This is a genomic window from Collinsella phocaeensis (assembly GCF_900119895.1).
Taxonomy (GTDB): Bacteria; Actinomycetota; Coriobacteriia; order Coriobacteriales; family Coriobacteriaceae; genus Collinsella; species Collinsella phocaeensis.
Genome location: NZ_FQLR01000004.1, coordinates 769,402 through 790,707, shown reverse-complemented (window position 1 = coordinate 790,707; position 21,306 = coordinate 769,402). Strand labels below are relative to the sequence as shown.

The following is a 21,306-nucleotide window of genomic DNA, read 5'->3' as shown; positions in this document are numbered from 1 at the left end:
TGCGTCGAGCAGACACGCCCTCAAGCGGCGCGGCCACCGGGTGAAGATAGATGGACCCTGCCCTCCGCGGTAGCTCCGCGGAGGGCAGGGCCTTTTTGCCACTTGACAATGTTCAACTCATATTAAAAAGGCGCCCGCGGCTGTCCGTCTGCCGCGGGCGCCCTATATACAAACGCCGCCCGCACGTCCCCGAGCCGCGTATGTACCTGAGTTAGCGCACGATGGTCGTACCCGCCCCTTCGCTCAGCCTCGACAGGCACTCGAGCGAGGTGATCGTGGCGCGCCGCCCCTCGCCAGACTGCACGAAGCGCATGCATCCACGCACCTTGGGCAGCATGGAGCCGGCGGGGAACTGACCTTCCTCGATATAGCGCTCAGCCTCGGAGATGGAGATCGTCGAGAGAGCGCGCTGCGAAGGCTTGCCGAAGTCGACGCACACGTTGTCCACGCCGGTGCAGATCACCAGGTGGTCGGCGTTAACGGTCTCGGCGATCTTCTCGGCCGTGAGGTCCTTGTCGATAACGCCTTCGACGCCATAGACGCCCTTGTCGTCCTCGAGCACGGGAATTCCGCCGCCGCCGGTGCAGATGACCACGATGCCCGCATCGGCGAGCGCCTCGATGCCGGCGCAGCCGGGAAGCTCCATGGGCTCCGGCGAGGGCACCACGCGACGCCATCCGCGGCCGGAATCCTCGATATAGGTCTCATCGGGGTTGGCGGCCATAAGCTCGCGGGCCTGGTCCTCGGTATAAAATGGCCCGATGGGCTTGGTGGGATGCTTGAACGCAGGATCGTCCGGACTCACGGTGGCGGTCATGGCAAGAACCTGGACGAGCTTCTTGATACCGGCTCGCTTGAGCGCGCCACGCATGGCGAGCATGGTCCAGTACCCGATGGAACCCTGCGTCATGGCAACGCACGTATCGAGCGGCATCGCCGGGTTCTCGGGCGAATCGGCAGCTTCCTGCTGCAACAGGAGATTGCCGACCTGGGGCCCGTTGCCATGGGTGATGATGACCTCGTGGCCGGCGGCAATAAGCGGCACGATGTAGTCGCACGTGACATCCAGCGCCTTCATCTGCGCCTGCGCGGTGGGGTCATCGGTGAGAATGGCGTTGCCGCCCAGGGCGATAACGATACGCTCGGCCATCAATAGCCTCCTTCTTCTTGTAAAAGCCTGTGAAAGCTTCAGGGCCGATCAAGGCGACCGGCCCTGAAGCGCGAGCGGCACGGTGCGAAGCCGCTACTCGGCAAAGCGGTTCTTGTGGTCCCAGCTGTGGATATAGAGCTTGTCGGAGACCAGGTAGTCGTAGATGTCGTCCACGATCTCGATACCGCCCGCCGCGTCACACTTCGCCTTACGGATAAGGGCGCGCTCGCCGGGGTAGTACACCTTGTCGTAGCCGGTGGCGGGCTTGACAGCGCCCAGCTCGTCAAGCGTGCGGGACATGTGCTGCTTGAATTCGTCGAGACCGCAGAAGCGCGAAGGGTCGATGACGATGTGCAGGTGTCCGAGCTCGCGGCCCTCGGAAAGGTCGTGGTACATAGAGGAAACGTTCTTGCCGGCGGGCACCCCCAGCAGGATACCGGAGAGGATGTCGACGACCATCATGAGGCCGTAACCCTTGGGGCCGGCGATGGCGCGCAGGGCGTTGACCTGATGAGGATCGGTCGTGGGGTTGCCGTCCACATCCACCGCCCAGTCGTCGGGAATGGAGCGCCCGGCGCTCTTCGCGTCAAGGATCTTGCCCCAAGCCTGGACGGTTGTCGCCATGTCGAAGTTGACGAAGCGCTCATCGGCGGTGGGGGCTCCGAAGGCGATGGGGTTGGTGCCGTAGAAGGGCTCGGCGCCGCCGTACGGGATGACCATCGGATCGGACTGGCACATAGTAAGGCAGCACAGGTCGTTCTTGGCGGCCATCTCGGTGTAGTATCCCAGGGCACCGGTGTGCGAGACGCGCTTGACGCCCACGACGCCGATACCGTTCTCCTTTGCAAGCTCCATGGCCTTCTCAAGGCCCAGAATGGCAAACGGATATCCGCAGCCGTTGTCGCCGTCGACGATACCGGTGCAGGGACCGGTCTGGGTCCACGTCCAATCCGGATCGATCGTCATGCCGCCCTTGGAGATGCGCTCGGTGTAGTACTCGACGCGCACCTCTCCATGGCTGTGCAGGCCGCGCTCGGAAGACCAGGTGAGCACCTCGGCCATCTTGTCGGCGTGGTCCTCGTGCAGACCTGCCGCCATGAACTTGTTTTTCATGAGGGACTTGAGTTCTTCGCGCTTGACGAGCATGGTGACCTCCTTGGGGTCTAAATGATTACTAGCAGCGGGCGTGCGCCCGCGTGGACCACGGTGCATCCTTGCGCGCCGAGGAAGAAGCGACGGCGCGCAAGCGGCTACGCGACCTCATGGATGGGGCTGGCCGCGCGCGTGCATACGTACGAGAATCCAAGCGAGAGCCCAAGCAGGGCATCGATGCCCGAGGTATGACCGACGCGCTCGATCATGCGGACCGCCTCCATGAACTCGAATTGGTTACAATCCGTTGCCGCACAAAGCAGTTTTCGATAGACGGGGTTGATGAAACCCTCCGCGAGCGCCTGGGCATAGGAAACCGATACCGGCGTGGTAGCCCCCGTGGCTTTGCGCACCACGAGGTCCGCCAACCCATCACCCATCCCGAACGCGACGCGACAGCAGGTGTATCCCAGCAGCACGTCATCACCCGAAGGCGTGAGGCCCGGCCCGCGCCCGGTGAGGTGCGCAACCGCCTCCTCGACCGCATGGGGAAGGGAACCGGAATCGGCGAGCGCGCTCAAAGCCCTGCGCGTCTCCTGCGAACTCGGAAGTCCCGTCCGTTCGCGGAGGGGAAGCCCGGCAAGACGAGATGCAGCCCACCCTGCGCTTTTCTCGTCGGGGACGCGGGGAACCGCACACGGAACCACCGTCGCCCCATTAACGTCCACCTCGACGACGCCCATAGTGGCATACAGGCGTAAGACGCCATCGCGAATCGTCGCGATGTTGCCGGCGACGAGGCCGGGCGCAAGAGCCGCCATGTCATCCTGCGTGATCGACAACCCCGTGCAGGAGAACAGGTCGGAATCGCGCCCGACGTGGACAATCCTGCCGTCGAACTCGACGTTGAAGCTCGTTGAGAACACCCCCTGCACGCAACCGGCGCGGCTCCCACTCAAGAGCGGTCCGACAAAAGGAGAAACCCGTCGCGCATCGATGACCATCGAGCTACTCGATTCCCAGGCTTGCGCAGTAGGCCTCGAGCGCCTTCTCGAAGCAACCGAGCGGCGCGCGCACGGTGCCGGCACCGATCTGGCCAACGCCAGCCTGCTTGTGGGCGATGCCGGTGTTGATGAGGGGCGTGATACCGGTGGCGACGACCTTGCGGATGTCGATACCCTGGCAGGTACCCTTGAAATCCCATGTGGGAATGGTCCAGGCGGGGTTATGCGTGACGCATATCTTCTCCATCTCGTTGGAAGTGGCGAGCGCGTCCTCGAAGCCGCCGGCACCGACGAAGCGGGTGACGCCGGGCGCGGCGATCATGGCCATGGCACCCACTCCCACGGTCTCGGTGATCGCGGAGTCGCCGATATCGGGGTTCGCGTCCTCGGGGGCAAAACCCGTGAAGTACAGGCCGTTGGGAGTGTTGACGGGGGCGCAGAACCACTCGTCGCCGAGCGCGGAGACGCGCACGCCGAAGTTCTCGCCGTTGCGGCACATGGTGGTGACCACGCAGCCCTCTCGATCTTTGCGCACGTAGTCCACGATCGCCTTGCCCATGGCCATCATGATGTTGAGGAAGAACTGGTCGGTATCGGCCAGGAACTGGATGACCTCTTCCTTCTCCTTGGCATCCCACTCCATGCGGGTGATGAGCGGCGCGACCTCCTTGAGGAAGCACAGGGAGGCGGCGATGTTGCGCTGGTGGAACTCGTCGCCCATGGTGATGGCCTTCGCCACGAGGACGTTGAGGTTGATGCCGCCGTCCTTGAGCTTGAGCGCCTCGGAGAGCACCGGGCCGAGCACATCGCGCATCCAGCGCAGTCGGTTGACGACCTCCTCGGAGTAGGCCCCGAAACGAAGAACCTTGCCGATGCCCTCGTTCATGGTGCAGTAGCCCACGGTGCCGTCGACACGGTTCTCAACCACGACGAGCGGCATGCTCTGCGAGGTGATACCGCCCATGGGACCCACGGCGTGCACGTGATGGCACGGGATGAACGTGACCTCGCCGCTCTCGAGCAGCTTGCGGGCGTCGGCCTCGTTGTCGGCCCACTCCTCGAAAAGGACGGCACCGACGCAGGAGCCCTGCATGGGGTCGGTCATATGACTGTACTCGATCGGAGGACCGGCATGGAGAATGACCTTGCCGTTGATCTCGGGGATAAGCTCCCCGGCGGGCTTGACGTCGACCAGGAACGGCTGGGAGGCGCGGAAGCGCTCGATGATGCGGCCGTTCTGCTCATCGATCTCATCGTGCTTGGCGAGTTCGGTAAGCAGATGGATCATGCGCTTGTTGCCGCCCGCCATGGGCTTCCAGGCATACTGGACCGCCTCGGCGCCGTAGGTGATGAGCGGGTCGACGAAGCTCTCGACGCCCACGTTGATCACACGCGGCTTGGTGTTGAGGAGCTCCATCACGGCATCGGAGGGCTCGGGAAGCGGTGAGTCGTCCTTGACCGTGTAGTCGACGGTCGGACGGTCCTCCTCGGTGTAGTCGACGCCCTTGAAGGCGAGCGCGGCGCGCACGGCGCGGGCATTGCTCGATTCCATGACGGCACCGGCATCGGTCAGCAGCTTGAGGGAACGGTCGTAATCCTGCGGATCGTGGCTGGTGCCCACGACCGTGCCCACGAAGTGGAGCTCGCGGCCGTCAGAGCGCGCGGTCTCGATGCACTCGGTGATGACCGGGGCGAGCTCGGCTGCCATATCGGGGTGGCAACCATAGCCCAGCACGCAGTCGAAGACGATGACGCCCGTGGTGGGCTTGGCGGCGTACTCGCGCATCATCTTGACGCGGACCTCGGGGTCGATCATGGGGTGCGGGCGGCCCTGGGTGTACACGTCGTCGCCCAGGTCGATGACGTCGTAGCCGCCGTGACGGAGCATGTAGCCGTCTTCCTTGATGATATGACCGAGCTCAAGCGCCTCGGCGATCATCATCGCGGCCTCGCCGGCAAGCGTGCCGCCGGAATACAGGCCGACGACGGTCTTGTCCTCAGAAAGGGGCTCGGCGACCTTGACGTCGACCGGCTCGCAGTAATTAGCCTTGACCTCACGGCCGGCAGCCAGGTCCACGGCGATCTGCGCGCACTCCTCGAGCGTGTGGGCCAGGTGCACATGGCCCAGGTGCGCTTCGGGCTTCTCGCCGATGAAGATGGCGACGACCGGCTTCTCGCACTTCTCGAGCAAGTCGATGACCTCGTCGCGCACCTCGGGCGCAGGCGGCTTGGAGATGACGCAGATAACATCGGTGGCGTCATGGTTCTCGAGCGCCACGATGGCGTCCTTGACGGTGACGGCGCCCACCTTGGCGTTGAGGTCGCGGCCACCGGTGCCGATGGCGTGCACGCAACCACCGCCCATGCGGTCGATGGCACAGGTGACTTCCTGGATGCCGGTGCCCGAGGCGCCGACGATGCCGATGTTGCCGGGGTTGATCACGTTGGTGAACGCCACGGGCACGGAGCTGATCACGCCGGTGCCGCAGTCGGGGCCCATGAAGAGCAGGCCCTTCTCGTGTGCCTTCCGCTTGAGGCGGACCTCATCCTCGAGCGCGACGTTATCGGTGAAGGAGAACACGTTGAGGCCCAGGTCGAGGGCTCGCTCGAGCTCGGGCGCGGCGTACTCGCCGGGAATGGAGAAAAGCGCCAGATTGGCATCGGGAAGCGCCGCAACGGCCTCCTCCCAGGACGTGGCGGTCGCGCTTCCGCCGTCAGCCGCCTTCTTGACGGACAGGTCGTCGAGGAACGCCTCGGTCTCGGACAGCACCTCGTCCACGATCTTCTCGTCATCCGCCTCGACGACGATCACCATGTCGCTAGGGCTGGCGACGGCAGCTTCGGGCGTAAGCAGGCCCGCCGCATCATAGATGTCCTTGTTGGCATCGGTGCCCATCATGATCTGGCTCTGGGCCACGCCCGGCATAGCGTTGATCTTGTTGGTAAGCAGCATCAGGTTGATGGAGTCCTGATACGAGTTTTCCTTTACAACCGTATAAAGCATCTGCATCGCCGACTTTCTGTTTGTCTCGAGGGGCGCACCATTACGTCATGGCCGTAACGGAAGCGAGCATCTGGCATCAGTTAAGCACGTAGCAAACATCCCTTCATTATCCCATCTTGCCAGTCCTTCATACATTTCTTTAGCCTAAGGGGACATTGTTGCGTATTTTGGCGCCCACTATCGTGAAAGCCATCGAAATGGACCGGACATCACGCCAAGCGGCCCTCGGTCCACAACCACTGCAAAAGGAGTGTAGATATGAGTACCTCCGTGAAAGACGTGGAGTCGGCTCGCGATTGGCTCGCATCCTTTGGCCCCGACCCCGCAGGCGGCATGACGCGCCTGCTGTTCACCCCCGACTGGCTCGATGCCCAGCTCGCGCTCAAGCAGAAGTTTGAAGAGCTGGGCATGGTCGCCGAGTTCGACGAGGTGGGCAATCTCGTTGGCACGTACCAAGGCACCGATGGGACCGATGACGTCATCGCCTGCGGTAGCCACGTGGACACCGTGGTCCAAGGCGGCAAGCTCGATGGTGCGCTCGGAATCTTCGGCGGCTACCTCGCCATCAAGGACCTCATCGAAACATACGGCGCGCCCAAGAAGAGCCTTCGCATCATCTCGATGGCTGAAGAAGAGGGCAGTCGCTTCCCCTTCGTGTTCTGGGGCAGCAAGAACCTCGTGGGAACCGTGCCCGAGTCCGCCCTCTCAAACATCGTCGACAGCGACGGGGTCTCCTTCACGGACGCCATGGCCTCCTGCGGTTTCCACATGCGCACCGCATCGAGCAGCCCGCTTGACAACGTGAAGGCCTTCCTGGAGCTCCATATCGAGCAGGGCAACACGCTCGAGATGGAGGGAAAGAAGGTAGGCGTGGTCACCGCGATCACCGGGCAGCGCCGCTACAACATCCGGCTGCACGGAGAGGCCAACCATGCCGGCACCACCCGCATGTGCTACCGCCACGACGTGGTTCAGGTCTTCTCCCAAATCGTAACCGAGTCCATTGCCAAGGCGAATGCCGAAGGCGATCCGCTGGTGCTCACCTTCGGGCACATCGAAGTCACTCCGAACACGGTCAACGTCGTTCCCGGCGATGCGATGTTCACCATGGATTGCCGACACACCGATAAGGCCACACTCGCGCGATTCAGCGAGCAGATCGAGACGGACATGGCCCGCATCGCCGCAGAGCACGGCGTCGAGATCGAAATCGACCGCTGGATGGACGAGGATCCCGTTCCCATGGACCCCGAGCTCGTGGCCACGATCGAGCAGGTTGCCAAGGACTCCGGCGCCAACTACCGCATGATGCACTCCGGCGCCGGCCACGATTCGCAGATCATCGCCCCTCACGTGCCGACCGGCATGCTCTTCGTCCCAAGCGTGAAGGGCATCAGCCACAATCCCGCCGAGTACACCGAGGCGGCCGACCTTAAGGCAGGCATCGATATGCTCGGCGCCGCCCTGTATGACCTCGCCTATTAATGGGCACTCGCACAGAATAGATGGGAGGCATCATGCCTAATCCCGATTCAGCCGACCACTGCGTAACCGTTGAAGAAGTCGAGCGTTACCGAGCACGCGGCTACAACGACGACATGCTCCCCAAAACCGCCGATAAACGCAACATGGGGCTCAAGAACTATTTCACGCTCTGGATGGGATCTGTCCACAACATCCCCAACTACGCCGCCGTCGGAGGGTTCCTCTTCCTGGGCCTCTCCCCTATGGGGGTCATGTTCGCCCTTGTGGTCAGCGCCGTGCTAGTAGCGGCTTTCATGGTGATCAACGGTGAAGCAGGATCGAAATACGGCATCCCCTTCGCTATGCACCTGCGTTCGACCTACGGCAACTTGGGTGCGAAGCTTCCCGGGTTCCTGCGTGGATGCGTTGCGGCCATCGCCTGGTTCGGACTGCAAACCTACACAGGATCGCTTGCGCTCACCATCATCCTGGGAAAACTGTTCCCCGGTTTCCTAGAGCTTGGCGGCGGGGCGGAAGTTTTGGGCATCGGCATTCCGCAGCTTATCTCATTTGTCATTTTCTGGTTGTTGAACCTGGCGATCGGCTTGGGTGGCGGAGGAATTCTCAACAAATTCACCGCTATTCTTTCCCCGCTTATCTACGTCGTCGTGATTGGCATGACCGTCTGGGCGGTCAACGCCGCGGGCGGATTGGGCAACATACTTGCCTTCAACCCCGCACCAGCGGAGGACTTCAACCCTGTCTACGTCTTTCTCATGATTCTCAATTCCGTCATCGCCGTCTGGGCCGCACCCGGCGCCAGCGTCTCGGATTTCACGCAGAACGCTACGTCCACCGCAACCCAGCGCCGCGGCCAGACCCTTTCGCTCCTTGTCGCCTACGTGGTCTTCGCCTTCTGCAGCGTCGTCATTCTCATCGGCGCCTCCCTCGCCACCGGCACGCAGCACTGGGACATCACGACCGTCATCGACTCCTGGGATTCTGTCCCGGTTGTCATCGGTGCGACCGCGGTCTTCCTGCTCACCACCATATCCACCAACGCGACGGGCAACATCATCCCGGCGGGCTACCAGCTGGCGGCGCTGTTCCCCAAGAAGCTCACCTACCGCAGCGGCGTCGTGATCGCCAGTCTCATCAGCTTCGCGATCATGCCCTGGAAGCTCATGGAGAACTCCAGTTCCATCTACTTGTTCCTCAATACCATCGGAGCAGTCCTCGGTCCCGTCGCCGGCGTCATGATCGCCCACTACTACTTCGTCGCAAAGCGCAAGATCGATCTCGACGCGCTCTACATGGATATGGACAAGCAGGATAGATCCAACCCCTATCAAGGCGTCAACGTCCCCGCTTACATCGCGACCATCGCCGCACTCGTGATCTCGCTCTCTGGACAGATCATCCCCGCACTCTCATTCATCTCGGGCATTTCATGGTTTGTCGGTTTCTTCGCGGCCTTCGCTATTTACCTCGTCATTCGCAAGTTCTCAACCTCGCAGGCAAACGTCGAGACGAAATAAGGCCCCGTAGAGACATATACGTGGGACAAGCAAGCGACTCAATCCCTTTTCAACCTCTCCGGGGATGTACCGTTGGCGCGCAAACTGCACATCCCTGTAAAGGTCAATTCCGCAACGTCTGCTCAGAACGCAGACACCCTACCTAAGGGAGGAACAATGTACGATCTCGTAATCAAAGGCGGCACTGTCATCCTCGAGGACGGCGAGACTGTTACCGACATCGCCGTTGCCGATGGCAAGATCGCCGCTATCGGCGCAGATCTTGAGGGCGCCGAGACCATCGATGCCACAGGCCTCGTCGTGAGCCCGGGCATGATCGATGGCCATGCCCATATCACCGACCCCGGCGGCGGTTATCGCGACGGCTGGGAGGGCTACCTCACCGGCACTGCAGCCTGCGCCAAGGGCGGCATCACCTCGATCGTCGAGATGCCTCTGAACCAGGTTCCCGCCACCACCAACGGAGAGCGCCTCAAGATCAAGGAGGCTGCAGGCGACGGAAAGCTTCGCGTCGACGTCGCATCTCTGGGCAGCCTGACCCCATACAACCTCGACGGCGGCATCCAGGAGCTCGCCGAGGGCGGCGTCGTGGGCTACAAGGCGTTCGTCGCCAGCTGCGGCGACCGCACCATCCCCGACAACGGCGACTTTGAGGACGTTGACGACTACTCGCTGTGGGAGGGCATGCGCCAGATCGCCAAGACCGGCAAGGTGCTCGATGTCCACTGCGAGAACGCCCCCGTCACCAACAAGCTCGGCGCACTCGCAAAGGCCGCCGGCAAGGGCAAGGTCTCTGATTACGTCGCCACCCGACCCCCGTTTACCGAGGCCGAGGCCGTCCGTCGCGTGATCTTCTTTGCCAAGCAGACCGGCTGCCGCGTCAACATCTGCCACTGCACCTGCAAAGAGGCCGTGGCAGAGGTTATCGCCGCTCAGCAGGAGGGCTACGACATCACCTGCGAGACCTGCCCGCACTACCTGTACTTCACGACCGATGAGCTCGACGCCATTGGCAACATCACCAAGTGCTCTCCCCCGATTCGCGACAAGGCTCAGCAGGACGCCCTGTGGGAGCTGCTCGCCGACGGCGCCATCTCCATGGTTGTCTCCGACCACTCCCCCTGCACGCCCGACCTCAAGGCTCCCGAGAATGCCTTTGACGCCTGGGGCGGTATCTCGGGCATCCAGAACTGCATGGATGTTATGTACGACGAGATGGTCCAGAAGCGCGGTCTGAGCGCAGCCCTCTTTGCCAAGGTCATGTCTACCAACGTCGCCGATCGCTTCGGCCTTACCGACAAAGGTCGCATCGAAGTCGGGAAAGACGCTGATTTCTGCCTGATCGAGCCCAATAGTCCCTACACGCTGCAAGCCGAAGATCTAGAGTATAAAAACAAGATCACGCCGTACATCGGCCGCACCATCGGCTGCCAGGTCGCTCGCACCATCCTGCGCGGTGAGACCACCTATGCGAAGGACGAGGGCGTCTGCAAAGACTTCCCCGGCAAGTTCATCAAATAGCGCCCACACGCTTTAAAACGGGGCCCGCTCACCCTTGAGTGCCGGGCCCCTCACCTGTTCCATCAACCGTAAGGGGCTTCAACCCATGACCAACAGCGAGCAGCAGAAGCAGGACACGTACTGGAAGCGCATCGTCGCCATCCTCACCGCAGGATGGATCGTCATCTGGATTTACCGCTGTGCGCTCACACCGGTCTATTCCATCCTCTCCGAGTACTTCGGCGGAGCGTCCGACGCGGCTCTTGGCAGTATCTCGAGCTTTTACTTTCTCGGCTATGTCATCATGCAGATCCCTTCAGGCTTGCTTGTCGATCGGTTTGGACAAAAGCGCGTGATCGTTCCAGGCTTCACGCTTTTTGCCATCGGCTCCGCCATCGTGAGCGCTTCGACCACCCTGCCCGTTCTCTATGCCGGCTCGGCCCTTGCGGGCGTCGGGTGCGGCACGTTCTACGGATGCGCCTACTCGCTCACCGCGGAAAACGTACCGGTCGACCGCAAGAGCCTTTCCACCGCCATCGTCAACTCCGGCATGGCCATCGGTTCGGGCCTGGGGCTCATCAGCGCATCCGCGCTCGTAGGGTCCGGCGCATTCCCCTGGCAGACCATGACCATCATCGCGCTCGTCCTCGCTCTCGTCATGGTTTTCGTCTTCAGTCGCACCGTTCGCTCGCCTGAGGAGGCCGCCGCCTGCAAGACGCCCGGAGCTCCCGCAGCCACCGGGAAGACCGACGTGAAGGCACTTTTCAAGCCGCAGATGATCGCAGCCTACGTGCTGTACTTCTCCACCATGTATGCCTACTACCTCATTGACACGTGGTTGCCCAACTTCCTTGAGACCGAACGCGGTTTCGAGGGCACGGCGGTGGGCGTAGCGAGCTCGCTCGTGTTCTTCGCGGCCATCCCCGGAGCGCTTCTCTTCAGCCGACTCGCCGATAAGCTCCCTGAACGCAAGGTCGCCATCATCATTGCGCTCGAGCTCATAGCCGCCGCCATGCTTGCTTTCATGATCAACACCGGCAACCAGACGCTACTCGTCATCGGAATCGTGGCGTACGGATTCTTTGGCAAGCTCGCCGTCGAGCCAATCATCATTTCCTGGCTTTCAGGCTTCGCCTCAGGCGGATCCGTAGCGACGATGTACGGTGTGTTTAATTTCTTCGGAATGACGTCTTCGGTCATAGCTCCTGCGGTGACCGGCGCGATCTCCGATGCCACGGGGTCCAAGATCCTCGGCTTCTATCTGGCCGTCGCCATCATCCTTGCGGGCACCCTTCTGTTCTTCCTGGTCAATCGCCTGGCCAAGACCAAGCAGACCGCCTAGCGCCCCGCATCCCCTCGACCTTTCCCGCGCACGCGGCACATGTCCGCGCCTGCGCGCACCTCATACCCAAACCGCCCAAAAGAAAGGAAGCAATCATGGGCTATCGCAACAACAACACCGGATACCGCGACGACATCCTGCAGAACCGCTCTGTCGTCAAGCGCAACTGGGCCGTCATCGAGCCCGACGGCTGCGTGAAGAACGTCATTCCCGGCTTCGAGAACTGCGACATCACCATCCTGGGCTCGCCCAAGCTCGGCGCCACCTTCGCCGATTACCTGCTCACCGTGCACGCAGGCGGCAAGAACTCCCAGGGCTGGGGACAGCCGGGCGAGGAACTCTTCATCTACTTCTTCGACGGCACCGTCGAGGTCTCCGATGGCGAGACCACCCAGACCGTGACCGATGGCGGCTATATCTTCGTCCCCGAGGGAAAGAAGATCTTCTTCGAGAACAAGGGTGAAGGCGACGCCCACGGCTTCATGTACAAGCGGCTCTACGACCGCATCGAGGGTCACGAGGCGCACACCGTGATCGGCAACTCCAACGATCTGGAATGGGTCGACTACGAGGGCATGACCGATGTCAAGTGCTGTGATTTCCTGCCCTCCGCCACCGACCTGGGCTTCGACATGAACATGCATATCCTCGCCTTCAAGCCGGGCGCCTGCCACGGCTACGTAGAGACCCACTTCCAGGAGCACGGGGCCTACATTTTCTCGGGCGAGGGCATGTACGTGCTCGAGGACGAGTGGCTTCCCGTCAAGAAGGGCGACTATCTCTATATGGGCGCCTATTGTCCGCAAGCAGCCTACGGCATCGGCCGCGACGAGGACTTCGCCTATATCTACAGCAAGGACTGCAACCGCGACGTTCGCCTGTAGCGGCAAGCGCCTCGCACCAAGCCCCGCGGCACCACTCCTCTCATTGCATGGCCGCGCGAGCGCGCGCCCTTGTTGATTCTCAGACAGCCCCGTGGCGCCATGTGCGCCCCGGGGCCCTTTGCACTACCATCCATCGGGGGCGGTACCGAGACCGAATGAAACGGCCATCGTCCGACCGGCAACCGTGAGCAAAGGAGACTAGCCACATGAACGTATCCGACGCGCTGAAGCTCCCCTCGTTCGAGGGCGCCACCGTGATCGCGGGCAGAAACGGCCTCGCACGTGAAGTCTCCACCGCCATGATCGTCGAAGCGCCCGACATCGATATATGGGGCAAACGGGGACAGATGCTCATCACCAGCTTCTACGCATTCGAGAATCTCTCCCCTGCGGCATTCTCCTCGTTCTTCGACGAGGCAGACAGGACCGGGATCGGCGCCATCGTCTTCAAGCCCGAGCGCCTGGTTGCGCAGGCGCCGAGACAGATCATCGATCAGTGCGACAAGCACGAGATCCCGCTTATCCAGATCCCGTCGAGCACCAAGTACGAGAGCCTGCTGCTCGATGTGCTGGGCACGTTCCTGGACTCGAACCTCACACTTCTCAATCGGTTCTACGACCTGCATCGTCAGACGATGGACCTCGCGCTTCGCGAGCCCACCGTGCTCGAGATCCTACTCAAGCTGCGCAGCCTCATCCATGCCGACATAACGTTCTTCGACAGCACCAAGGATCGCCGCGTCACGACGAGCCAGGAGCTCTCCCGCTTCACCATGCCGCGCCTGACGGAACTCGAGGGCAATCCGTACCAAAGCCATCACTATTTCGATGCCGAGCTCTCGTACCACGATGTCACGCGCCATGCGACCGCCGTCCTCATACCCAGCTCAGACGACAGAATCCGCTATCTGATTCTGCACGTGGCGCTCGAGCGCCTCTCCCCGCTCGACATCATGGCGGTAGAGAACGTGGTGTCGTTGCTGCAGATGGAGGTGCTCAAGCAAAGCGCCCTCGACCGCAGACTCTTCTTCCAAACCAACAACTTGATGCGCGAGCTGCTGACCGATCCCACGCTCGGAGCCGAGCGCGTGAAGGATGCCCTCGAGTCCTTGAACATCGGCGCGCACCCCCACTTCGAGGCGCTCTTGCTGAGAATCGACCTGGACGGCCCGAACGCCGTCGACCGTTGCGACGACATCCTGATCATGGCGCGCCGCTGCATCAAGATGATCTACCCCGATATCGCTTACCTGGAGGCGAGCAAATCCATCGTCTTCCTTCACAACGTAAAGTCGCCCCAGGCAAGATTCGGCACCGACAGCATCAAAGCTGCCATGGAAGACGTGCGCAACGTACCGGCGCTGCCGTCGTTTACGTACCTGGGAGCCATCTCCTCCTTGGGGACTTCGGCGAACCTGCCGGAGCTCATGCGGGAAGTCACCGAGATCGATCGCTTCTTCGATGGGGACCAGTACCGCAACAGCCTCATCCGCTTCGAAGATCTAGGCATCTACAAGCTGTTCATGCAAGTGACTGACTCATCTGAGCTCATGAGGTTTTTGGACCCGCGCGTAATCGAGCTTCATGACAAGAGCCCCGATTTCTTCAAAACGGCCTGCGCCTTGTGCGAAAACAACCTCAACTACCAAGAGACCGCACGTCAGCTCTACGTGCACCCGAAGACGATCCGCTACCGCGCCGAACGCATCCACAGGCTCGCGGGAATCGACCTGCACAATCCCGACGACCGGTTGCAGCTCGCGCTCGGCGCGCGAATCTACCATCTGATCGATAGATAGGAGGACGCCGTGAACCTGACGGTACCCATCGAGGAGGGTGAGATCCACGCGACCATCCGTGCGCCCAAAGGGGCCTCGACAGGATGCGCCATCGTGTACTACCACGGAGGAGGCATGCTGTACGGGGATCGCGATGACCTGCCCGAGCCCTATATGGAGATGATCGAGGACGCAGGGCACACCCTGATCGCCATGGACTATCCGCTTTGCCCCGAAACGGCACTCGAGCGCTCGCTGGCCCTGTCCCTCCAGGCCCTCTGTCATGTCGTGGAGCGCGTGCTGCCCGATCTTTGCTGCACGCGATATGCGCTTTTCGGCCGCTCCGCGGGTGCATATCTGGCGCTCAAGCTGGCCGATCGCATGCGGGCCGAGCACCCGCAGCTGCTTCAACCCTCAGCCATCTGGGATTTTTACGGATACTGGGACCTCGCCGACCCCTTCACGAACACCCCGAACGCCCATTACCTCACGCTTCCCGCCGTGGACGAAGCGACGGCCGTGAACGCCTGCGGCCCTTCCGGCTCCCTCGTGCTCCATGGCCCCAAAGCCACGCGCTACGCGCTCTACGTGCACGCGCGCCAGCAGGGGCTTTGGGCGAAGATGCTCGGCATCACCGACGCGAACGCAAGCGATCTTTCGCTGTCGCCCGCAAACCTTGCACGGCTTCCGCCCGTGTTCATAACCGCGAGCACCGGCGACAACGACGTACCGCTCAAGCAGTCCAAGACGCTCATGCGCTCGACTCCCCGCCACCGCATGCATCAGGTGTACTACCTGGAGCACGACTTCGATCGGGATACATCGAATCCCGCCGGAAGCGAGACCTATCGGGACGCTCTCGCCTACCTGGACGAGGCGCTCGAACCGACTGAGCGGTAACAACCTATCGAACCCAAATCGTCATGCCAATCGAAAGGAACCATCATGAACATCGCGCTGCTGGAACCGCTGGGCATCCCCGGCAAAACCATTGACGAACTGGCTGCGCCTCTCAAGGCCGCAGGTCATGAGTTCGTCTACTTTGATACCAAGACCACCGACGCCGACGAGCTCACGCGCCGCAGCGCCGGGGCCGAAATCGTCATGATCGCCAACAATCCCTATCCCGCCGAGGTCATCGAGGCGTCCGACGCGCTCAAGATGATCGCAGTCGCCTTCACGGGCATCGATCATGTGGCGCTCGACGCGTGCCGCGCGCGCGGGATCGAGGTGCGCAACTGCGCCGGCTATTCCGACATCTCCGTTGCCGAGCTCGCACTCGGACTCACCATCGACGTGCTGCGAAAGGTGGTCGCCGCCGACGGCGCCGTGCGAAAGGGCGAGACGAGCGCCGGCCTGATGGGAACCGAAATCTTTGGAAAGACCGTCGGCATCATCGGCTGCGGCAAGATCGGCTGCGCAACCGGGCGCCTGTTCCGTGCCCTGGGCGCCCGCGTGCTGGGCTACTCCCGCCACGAGCACCCGGAAGCCGCCGCGGCGGGCATCGAGCAGGTTCCGCTCGATACGCTGCTCAACCAGGCGGATATCGTGAGCCTGCATCTGCCGAGCAACGAATCCACGCGCAAGAGCTTCAGTGCAGGTCAAATCTCCCAGATGAAAGACGGCGCCATCCTCATCAATTGCGCCCGGGGAGCCATCGTCGACAACGACGCCCTCGCCGATGCCCTCAATGCCGGCAAGCTCGCCGGCGCGGGCATCGACGTGTTCGACATGGAACCGCCCATCCCTGCCGACTATCCCCTTGTCAACGCCGCCAACTGCGTCTTCACGCCCCATGTGGCCTTCCTCACGCGTGAATCCATGGAGCGTCGCGCAATCATCGAGTTCGAGAACGTGCTCGCCTACACCGAGGGCCGCAGCCAGAACATCTGCCAGCTCTAACCAACTATGGGGCAAGGCCGCTGAGCGACCTTGCCCCATGTCATCTCGACGCCATCAGTCGTCCCATGAGACGAACGACCAGTCGGCATCGGCTTCACTGTGAAACGGCGGATGATGCTCGATGCGCCCCACCAGCAAGACCGCCTCGAGCTCCAGGCCGCTCTCGACGCCGAGAACCGCACGCGCGCGGTCGCTCGCCGAACCGCCCGCGTCCGCCTCGCGCAAGCGCCCCTGGATCCATACGCTGCCGAGCCCCAAGTCATCTGCCGCCAGATGCATGTTCTCCATCGCGACGGCGCAGTCCTCGACCCATGTGTCGGACACGGACGGGTTGCCGAACACCGCGATAGCCGCTCCAGCCGTCTTGAACGCACCGGGTGCCGGACGGCGCATCGAGGAGAGGGCCTCCAGCTTCTCCGGGTTGGTGACCACCACGAACTTCCACGGCTTCTTGCCCTTGCCAGTCGGGCCGATCAGGCCCGCCACAAGAATCTTCTCAAGCTCCTCGCGCGTCACCGGTTCACCGGTGTACGAGCGGACGCTGCGGCGCCTCATCAAGCAATCCAATGCCGCCATCACAACCTCCTGTCGTCGGCCGAACGCATTCATTGTGACCCGGCATATCCCCAAACGATATATCCCATACGGCAAGAACGAGCGCGCACGGTTTGTCCCAAAGGGGACATGTGGCGCTCGCTCGCCAACCAGAGCGCCATATGGACGGTGGACGGGCATCCACCTTTTGCCCGCTCACGGTACCATGGGCGCATACGCAGAGACGCCCGCGCCACCGAAAGGCACCGCCATGACCGTATCCACGTCCGAACCCAAGTTCCCGAGCAGCACCTCCTCCCCCGTCGACCGGCCGCACGGTCCCCGCACCGAGCTCGAGAAGATGCTCGCCGGCGAGCTCTACCTCATCGATGATCCCGAGCTGCGCGCGATGCGCCGGCGCTGCTACGAGCTCACCGACGCGCTCAACGCCACGACCAACGCGGACCGCGAGACGCGCCGCACCATCCTGCGCGAGCTTTTGGGCGGCGTGGGCGAGCACGTCAACGTGAAGTCGTCATTCCGCTGCGACTACGGATGCAACATCCATCTCGGAGACGACGTGTTCATCAACGTGGATTGCGTCATCCTGGACTGCGCACGCGTGGAGATCGGATCCGGAACGCTCATCGGGCCGCAGGTGGGCATCTACGCCGTGACCCACCCGGTCGATGCGGCCGAGCGCGCATGCGGCCGCGAATGGGGCGAGCCCGTGACGATAGGCAGCAACTGCTGGATCGGCGGGCACGCCACGATCCTGCCCGGCGTGACGCTCGGCGACAACGTCATCGTTGCCGCGGGGGCCGTGGTGACGCGCTCCTTCCCAGCGAACGTGATGGTCGCCGGCGTGCCTGCACGCGTGGTCCGCGAGCTGTAGGGCCGGAGGCCTTCGAGCAACGGGCACGGGGTCGCAGGGACGTGCCGGGCGGCGATGCCGGCGGGGACCCCGGAGGGCGTCGCGCGGTTCGCAGGGCCGTCGGAGCGGGCGGCAGACCCTACGAGGAACGCAGGCGCCCGTCCATCCACGCCTCCACCTCGCGGCCGACGCGTGCCCACGCTGCGCGCGCGTCCGCATGCGCAAACGGCTCGCAGACCCCGAACGGGCACCTCAGCAGGCGGTCCAGATGGCCCTGTTCGCGCACGATGCGCAGGCTCTCGGGATACACCAGCTCGAACACGAAGCAGACCATGCCGAGCAGCTGGTCGGCGGGCTCGCGGCGCTCATCGCGGGCGATGCAGCGACGCTCGGCGAACGCCTGCAGCGCAGCGCGCGAAAACCTGCTGGCCAAAAACTCGGCGTCCGTGGCGCCCAGGATGGTCATCGGAGTGTTCTCGCAGTTCACCCGCAGGATGTCGACCTTGTCCGCATCGCGGACAAGGTCGCAGAACGCGACCGTGCGACCATCGAGCCCGCCTTCGACGCGAAACGCGCTGTGCTGCGCCACCGACGCGAGGATGAGGGCATCATCGGCGGAAGCGTCCGTGAACGAGCGCAGCGCGCCCGAGCCCGGAAACGGGCACGCCGGATGGTGCGCCGGCGCCGGATCCGCGAGGACGGGGGCGTTCGCGGGCACGCCGGCCGGATCGCTCCCCGCGAGCACCGCCTCGCCGAGGGCCGCATGGCTCGCCGAGCCGGCGTCGCGAAAGGTGTCCCAGAGGCGGAGCTGCTCGAAGCGGCCGATATCGTGCAAAAGGCCGCACAGCCAGGCTAGGTCGATGTCTTCGGCGGTCCAACCTTCCGCCGCCGCGATGCGCTCGGCGATCGCGGCCACCCGGTAGGTGTGCGCGACCTTGAGCGCGATGCGCGGGTTCGCGATGTCATACGGCCCGACATAGGCCTCAAACGCCGCGCGTGCGCGGTCGCGGTCGACGGTGGGCATCCGGTCCTCCTCGGTTCAGGTTTTCGCTCCCCGGCATGATACCGCGCCCCGGCCGACGACGGCCGCGCGCCCGCCTCCGCTATACGGCCATGCCATTGGGGACGCGCCCGTCGGCGCGTCCCGGACACCTCGGATCCACACCTCAGAAAGGTGCCTGTCCCCTTTTCGAGACCTCAATTCGGTGCCTGTCCCCTTTTTGAGGCGGGGCGGTCCTATGCGCGCAGGAGCTCCAGCAGCTCCTCGGCAAACGACACGCAGTCGCCCACGACCTTGTACTGCGCCGACGCGAAGATCGGCGCGGCGGGGTCATCGTTGACCGCGATCACCGTCTGGGCGCCCGAGATGCCGGCGACGTGCTGAATCGCGCCGGACACGCCCAGGCTCAGCAGCACGCGCGGCGCCACCGACACGCCGGTCTGCCCGACCTGCTGCCAACCCTCCAGCCAACCCGCCTCGACCAGCGGGCGCGTGCAGCCCACCTGGGCGCCAAGGGCTTCCGCGAGCTCGCGCACGAGCGGAAGGCGCTTCTTCGAGCCGATGCCCCGGCCCGCCACCACGAGCACCTCGGCCGTCGCGATCGAGTCTCCGGCGGCCGAGCCCGCGACGGACAGCACCCGCATCCGCGGCGCCGCGCCGCAGTCGAGCTCGACGTCGACCACCTCGCCCGCACGGGACGGGTCGGGCGCGGGCGCCGCGAAGACGCCGGGACGGACCGTCGCCATCTGGGGACGGCGACGGGGGCACACGATGGTCGCCATGAGGTTGCCGCCGAAGGCCGGGCGCGTCTGCTGGAGCAGGCCCGTCTCGGGGTCGATGGCGAGCACCGTGCAGTCGGCGGTGAGGCCGGTCTGCAGGCGCACCGCGACCGCCGGGGCGAGCTCGCGGCCGAAGACCGTCGCGCCGAAGAGCACCGTCTCGGGCTTGCGCTCGCGCACGAGCGCGCAGACCCACTCGGCGAAAACCCCGGCGTCGCGGGACGAGAAGCGCTCGTCACGGCAGCGCAGGACCGTGTCGGCGCCGGCGGCGACCAGCTGCCGCGCGCTCGAGGCGCCCGGATCCCCCGCCCCTTCCGCAAGCAGCGCCACGAGGGCGCATCCGCGCTCGTCAGCCAACTCGCGCGCACGGCCCAGCAGCTCGAACGCAACGTCTAGCACGCGGTCCTCGGCGTCCGTCTGGGCAAACACCCAGATGTCGCGGTGGGCCGAAAGGTCGATCAGCGCCGCATCGCCCGCGGCGCGCTCGATCGAGATCGCATCCACGGGACAGGCGTCCACGCACGCCCCGCACAGGATGCACCCGTCCGTGACGCGGGCTCGGCGCGCACCGCGCTCGCCCTCCACCACCACGCCGGCGCTGCCGCACGCGCGCACGCAGCGCCCGCAGCCCACGCAGGCATCCGCATCGATCGTAAGTCCGCTCATCACGCCATCGCCTCCAACAGCTCCGCCACGGCCCGCGCCTGGGCGGCGGCATCCCCCTCGATCGTCACGCCTCGCTCGATGCGCTCGGGAACGAAAGAGCGCACCACCTGCGTGGGCGAGCCCGCGAGCCCCGTGCGCGCCGCATCCGCACCGCATGCGGAGGCCGTCAGCACGTCGACGCGCGCGCCTTCGGCCGCCCGGATGCCCGCGATGCTCGCGAAACGGAGCTGCGCGGCGTCCTTCGCCACGGTAAGAACCGCGGGCAGCGGGACCTCGACCGTCGCCATGCCGCCGTCGACCTCGCGTTCGACCGTCACGGCACGCAGGCCGACCGCATCGAGCGCGGCCACGCCCGCGGCGCACGGCACGCCCAGGGACCCAGCGAGCTCCGGGCCGATCTGCGCGGTATCGCCGTCCACGGCCATCTTGCCGCACAGCACCAGATCGGGTTCTTCCAGCCGTGCGATCCCGCAGCTCAGGGCATAGGTCGTGGCAAGGGTGTCCGCGCCGGCGAAGGCGCGGTCGGAAAGCAGCAAGGCCGCATCGGCGCCGCGCGCCACGCAGTCGCGCAGCAGCGACTCGGTCGCCGGGATGCCCATGGACAGCACGGTCACGCGGCACGGCTCCCCCTCGATCGCCAGCTTGTCCTTGATCCGCAGGGCGATCTCGAGCGCCGCGGCATCGAAGGGGTTGATGACCGCCGCGCCCCCGTCGCGGACGATGGTGTTGGTCTTGGGATCCATCTTCACCTCGGTGCTTCCGGGCACCGCCTTCACGCATACGACGATCCGCATG

Annotated in this window: 17 protein-coding genes; 9 read left to right on the top strand and 8 right to left on the bottom strand. The window is 63.9% G+C overall.

Translation table 11 applies throughout. The features are described 5' to 3' along the window. Positions 1–211: 211 nt before the first annotated feature. The 4 genes from arcC to BQ7355_RS05410 all read right to left on the bottom strand — a co-directional run bounded on the left by arcC (position 212) and on the right by BQ7355_RS05410 (position 6,256). A complete protein-coding gene (arcC, locus tag BQ7355_RS05425; protein ID WP_072415276.1) occupies positions 212–1,150 on the bottom strand; it encodes a carbamate kinase in 939 nt (312 codons plus the stop codon). Between the two features lie 93 nt (positions 1,151–1,243). Further along, positions 1,244–2,296: an ureidoglycolate dehydrogenase gene (gene allD, locus BQ7355_RS05420; protein ID WP_072415275.1), complete on the bottom strand. Its 1,053-nt coding sequence runs from the start codon at positions 2,294–2,296 to the stop codon at positions 1,244–1,246. 104 nt (positions 2,297–2,400) lie between these two features. Beyond that, positions 2,401–3,201, bottom strand: coding sequence for an oxamate carbamoyltransferase subunit AllH family protein (locus BQ7355_RS05415; protein WP_159430447.1), 801 nt, complete (start codon positions 3,199–3,201; stop codon positions 2,401–2,403). Between the two features lie 49 nt (positions 3,202–3,250). Then, positions 3,251–6,256 carry a bifunctional FdrA/YlbE family protein gene (locus tag BQ7355_RS05410; RefSeq protein ID WP_240307329.1) on the bottom strand — a complete coding sequence of 1,002 codons (3,006 nt, stop codon included), beginning with the start codon at positions 6,254–6,256 and terminating at the stop codon, positions 3,251–3,253. A gap of 252 nt (positions 6,257–6,508) precedes the next feature. On the opposite strand from BQ7355_RS05410, the gene allC reads away from it, so the two are divergent. The 8 genes from allC to BQ7355_RS05370 all read left to right on the top strand — a co-directional run bounded on the left by allC (position 6,509) and on the right by BQ7355_RS05370 (position 16,658). Then, a complete protein-coding gene (gene allC / locus BQ7355_RS05405; RefSeq protein ID WP_072415273.1) occupies positions 6,509–7,735 on the top strand; it encodes an allantoate deiminase in 1,227 nt (408 codons plus the stop codon). A gap of 32 nt (positions 7,736–7,767) precedes the next feature. Then, on the top strand, positions 7,768–9,252 hold the full coding sequence (allW, locus tag BQ7355_RS05400) for an allantoin permease (protein ID WP_072415272.1): 1,485 nt from the start codon (positions 7,768–7,770) through the stop codon (positions 9,250–9,252). 156 nt (positions 9,253–9,408) lie between these two features. Further along, positions 9,409–10,773 (top strand): allantoinase AllB, encoded by a 1,365-nt coding sequence (gene allB / locus BQ7355_RS05395; RefSeq protein WP_072415271.1) that lies wholly within the window; start codon positions 9,409–9,411, stop codon positions 10,771–10,773. 85 nt (positions 10,774–10,858) lie between these two features. After that, a complete protein-coding gene (locus tag BQ7355_RS05390; protein WP_072415270.1) occupies positions 10,859–12,094 on the top strand; it encodes an MFS transporter in 1,236 nt (411 codons plus the stop codon). Between the two features lie 95 nt (positions 12,095–12,189). Further along, positions 12,190–12,978 carry a (S)-ureidoglycine aminohydrolase gene (gene allE, locus BQ7355_RS05385; protein ID WP_072415269.1) on the top strand — a complete coding sequence of 263 codons (789 nt, stop codon included), beginning with the start codon at positions 12,190–12,192 and terminating at the stop codon, positions 12,976–12,978. A gap of 206 nt (positions 12,979–13,184) precedes the next feature. Then, positions 13,185–14,777 carry a PucR family transcriptional regulator gene (locus BQ7355_RS05380; RefSeq protein ID WP_072415268.1) on the top strand — a complete coding sequence of 531 codons (1,593 nt, stop codon included), beginning with the start codon at positions 13,185–13,187 and terminating at the stop codon, positions 14,775–14,777. Between the two features lie 9 nt (positions 14,778–14,786). Then, positions 14,787–15,656 (top strand): alpha/beta hydrolase, encoded by an 870-nt coding sequence (locus tag BQ7355_RS05375; protein WP_072415267.1) that lies wholly within the window; start codon positions 14,787–14,789, stop codon positions 15,654–15,656. Between the two features lie 45 nt (positions 15,657–15,701). Further along, positions 15,702–16,658: a 2-hydroxyacid dehydrogenase gene (locus tag BQ7355_RS05370; protein WP_072415266.1), complete on the top strand. Its 957-nt coding sequence runs from the start codon at positions 15,702–15,704 to the stop codon at positions 16,656–16,658. Between the two features lie 54 nt (positions 16,659–16,712). Here the strand turns inward: BQ7355_RS05370 and BQ7355_RS05365 are convergent, their stop codons facing one another. After that, entirely contained in the window at positions 16,713–17,234 is a 522-nt protein-coding gene (locus BQ7355_RS05365) for a nitroreductase family protein (RefSeq protein ID WP_072415265.1), read from the bottom strand. Between the two features lie 229 nt (positions 17,235–17,463). On the opposite strand from BQ7355_RS05365, the gene BQ7355_RS05360 reads away from it, so the two are divergent. Further along, on the top strand, positions 17,464–18,087 hold the full coding sequence (locus tag BQ7355_RS05360; protein WP_205407570.1) for a sugar O-acetyltransferase: 624 nt from the start codon (positions 17,464–17,466) through the stop codon (positions 18,085–18,087). A 118-nt stretch (positions 18,088–18,205) separates the two neighbouring features. Here BQ7355_RS05360 and BQ7355_RS05355 read toward each other — a convergent pair whose 3' ends face one another. The 3 genes from BQ7355_RS05355 to BQ7355_RS05345 all read right to left on the bottom strand — a co-directional run bounded on the left by BQ7355_RS05355 (position 18,206) and on the right by BQ7355_RS05345 (position 21,305). Continuing rightward, the gene (locus BQ7355_RS05355) at positions 18,206–19,090 is read right to left on the bottom strand and encodes an HD domain-containing protein (RefSeq protein ID WP_072415264.1); all 885 of its coding nucleotides are present in this window, start codon (positions 19,088–19,090) and stop codon (positions 18,206–18,208) included. A 212-nt stretch (positions 19,091–19,302) separates the two neighbouring features. Then, positions 19,303–20,511: an FAD-binding protein gene (locus tag BQ7355_RS05350; RefSeq protein ID WP_072415263.1), complete on the bottom strand. Its 1,209-nt coding sequence runs from the start codon at positions 20,509–20,511 to the stop codon at positions 19,303–19,305. Beyond that, complete coding sequence (locus BQ7355_RS05345) at positions 20,511–21,305, bottom strand: electron transfer flavoprotein subunit beta/FixA family protein (protein WP_072415262.1); 795 nt, start codon at positions 21,303–21,305, stop codon at positions 20,511–20,513. The genes BQ7355_RS05350 and BQ7355_RS05345 overlap by 1 nt, the downstream gene beginning before the upstream one ends. Position 21,306: the final 1 nt, after the last annotated feature.

Coding starts and splice junctions, on each gene's coding strand:
- BQ7355_RS05345 (WP_072415262.1), bottom strand. CDS start 21,305: ATGCGGATCGTCGTATGCGTGAAGGCGGTGCCCGGAAGCACCGAGGTG.
- allW (WP_072415272.1), top strand. CDS start 7,768: ATGCCTAATCCCGATTCAGCCGACCACTGCGTAACCGTTGAAGAAGTC.
- allC (WP_072415273.1), top strand. CDS start 6,509: ATGAGTACCTCCGTGAAAGACGTGGAGTCGGCTCGCGATTGGCTCGCA.
- BQ7355_RS05370 (WP_072415266.1), top strand. CDS start 15,702: ATGAACATCGCGCTGCTGGAACCGCTGGGCATCCCCGGCAAAACCATT.
- arcC (WP_072415276.1), bottom strand. CDS start 1,150: ATGGCCGAGCGTATCGTTATCGCCCTGGGCGGCAACGCCATTCTCACC.
- allD (WP_072415275.1), bottom strand. CDS start 2,296: ATGCTCGTCAAGCGCGAAGAACTCAAGTCCCTCATGAAAAACAAGTTC.
- BQ7355_RS05380 (WP_072415268.1), top strand. CDS start 13,185: ATGAACGTATCCGACGCGCTGAAGCTCCCCTCGTTCGAGGGCGCCACC.
- BQ7355_RS05365 (WP_072415265.1), bottom strand. CDS start 17,234: ATGGCGGCATTGGATTGCTTGATGAGGCGCCGCAGCGTCCGCTCGTAC.
- allB (WP_072415271.1), top strand. CDS start 9,409: ATGTACGATCTCGTAATCAAAGGCGGCACTGTCATCCTCGAGGACGGC.
- BQ7355_RS05390 (WP_072415270.1), top strand. CDS start 10,859: ATGACCAACAGCGAGCAGCAGAAGCAGGACACGTACTGGAAGCGCATC.
- allE (WP_072415269.1), top strand. CDS start 12,190: ATGGGCTATCGCAACAACAACACCGGATACCGCGACGACATCCTGCAG.
- BQ7355_RS05410 (WP_240307329.1), bottom strand. CDS start 6,256: ATGCAGATGCTTTATACGGTTGTAAAGGAAAACTCGTATCAGGACTCC.
- BQ7355_RS05360 (WP_205407570.1), top strand. CDS start 17,464: ATGACCGTATCCACGTCCGAACCCAAGTTCCCGAGCAGCACCTCCTCC.
- BQ7355_RS05350 (WP_072415263.1), bottom strand. CDS start 20,511: ATGAGCGGACTTACGATCGATGCGGATGCCTGCGTGGGCTGCGGGCGC.
- BQ7355_RS05355 (WP_072415264.1), bottom strand. CDS start 19,090: ATGCCCACCGTCGACCGCGACCGCGCACGCGCGGCGTTTGAGGCCTAT.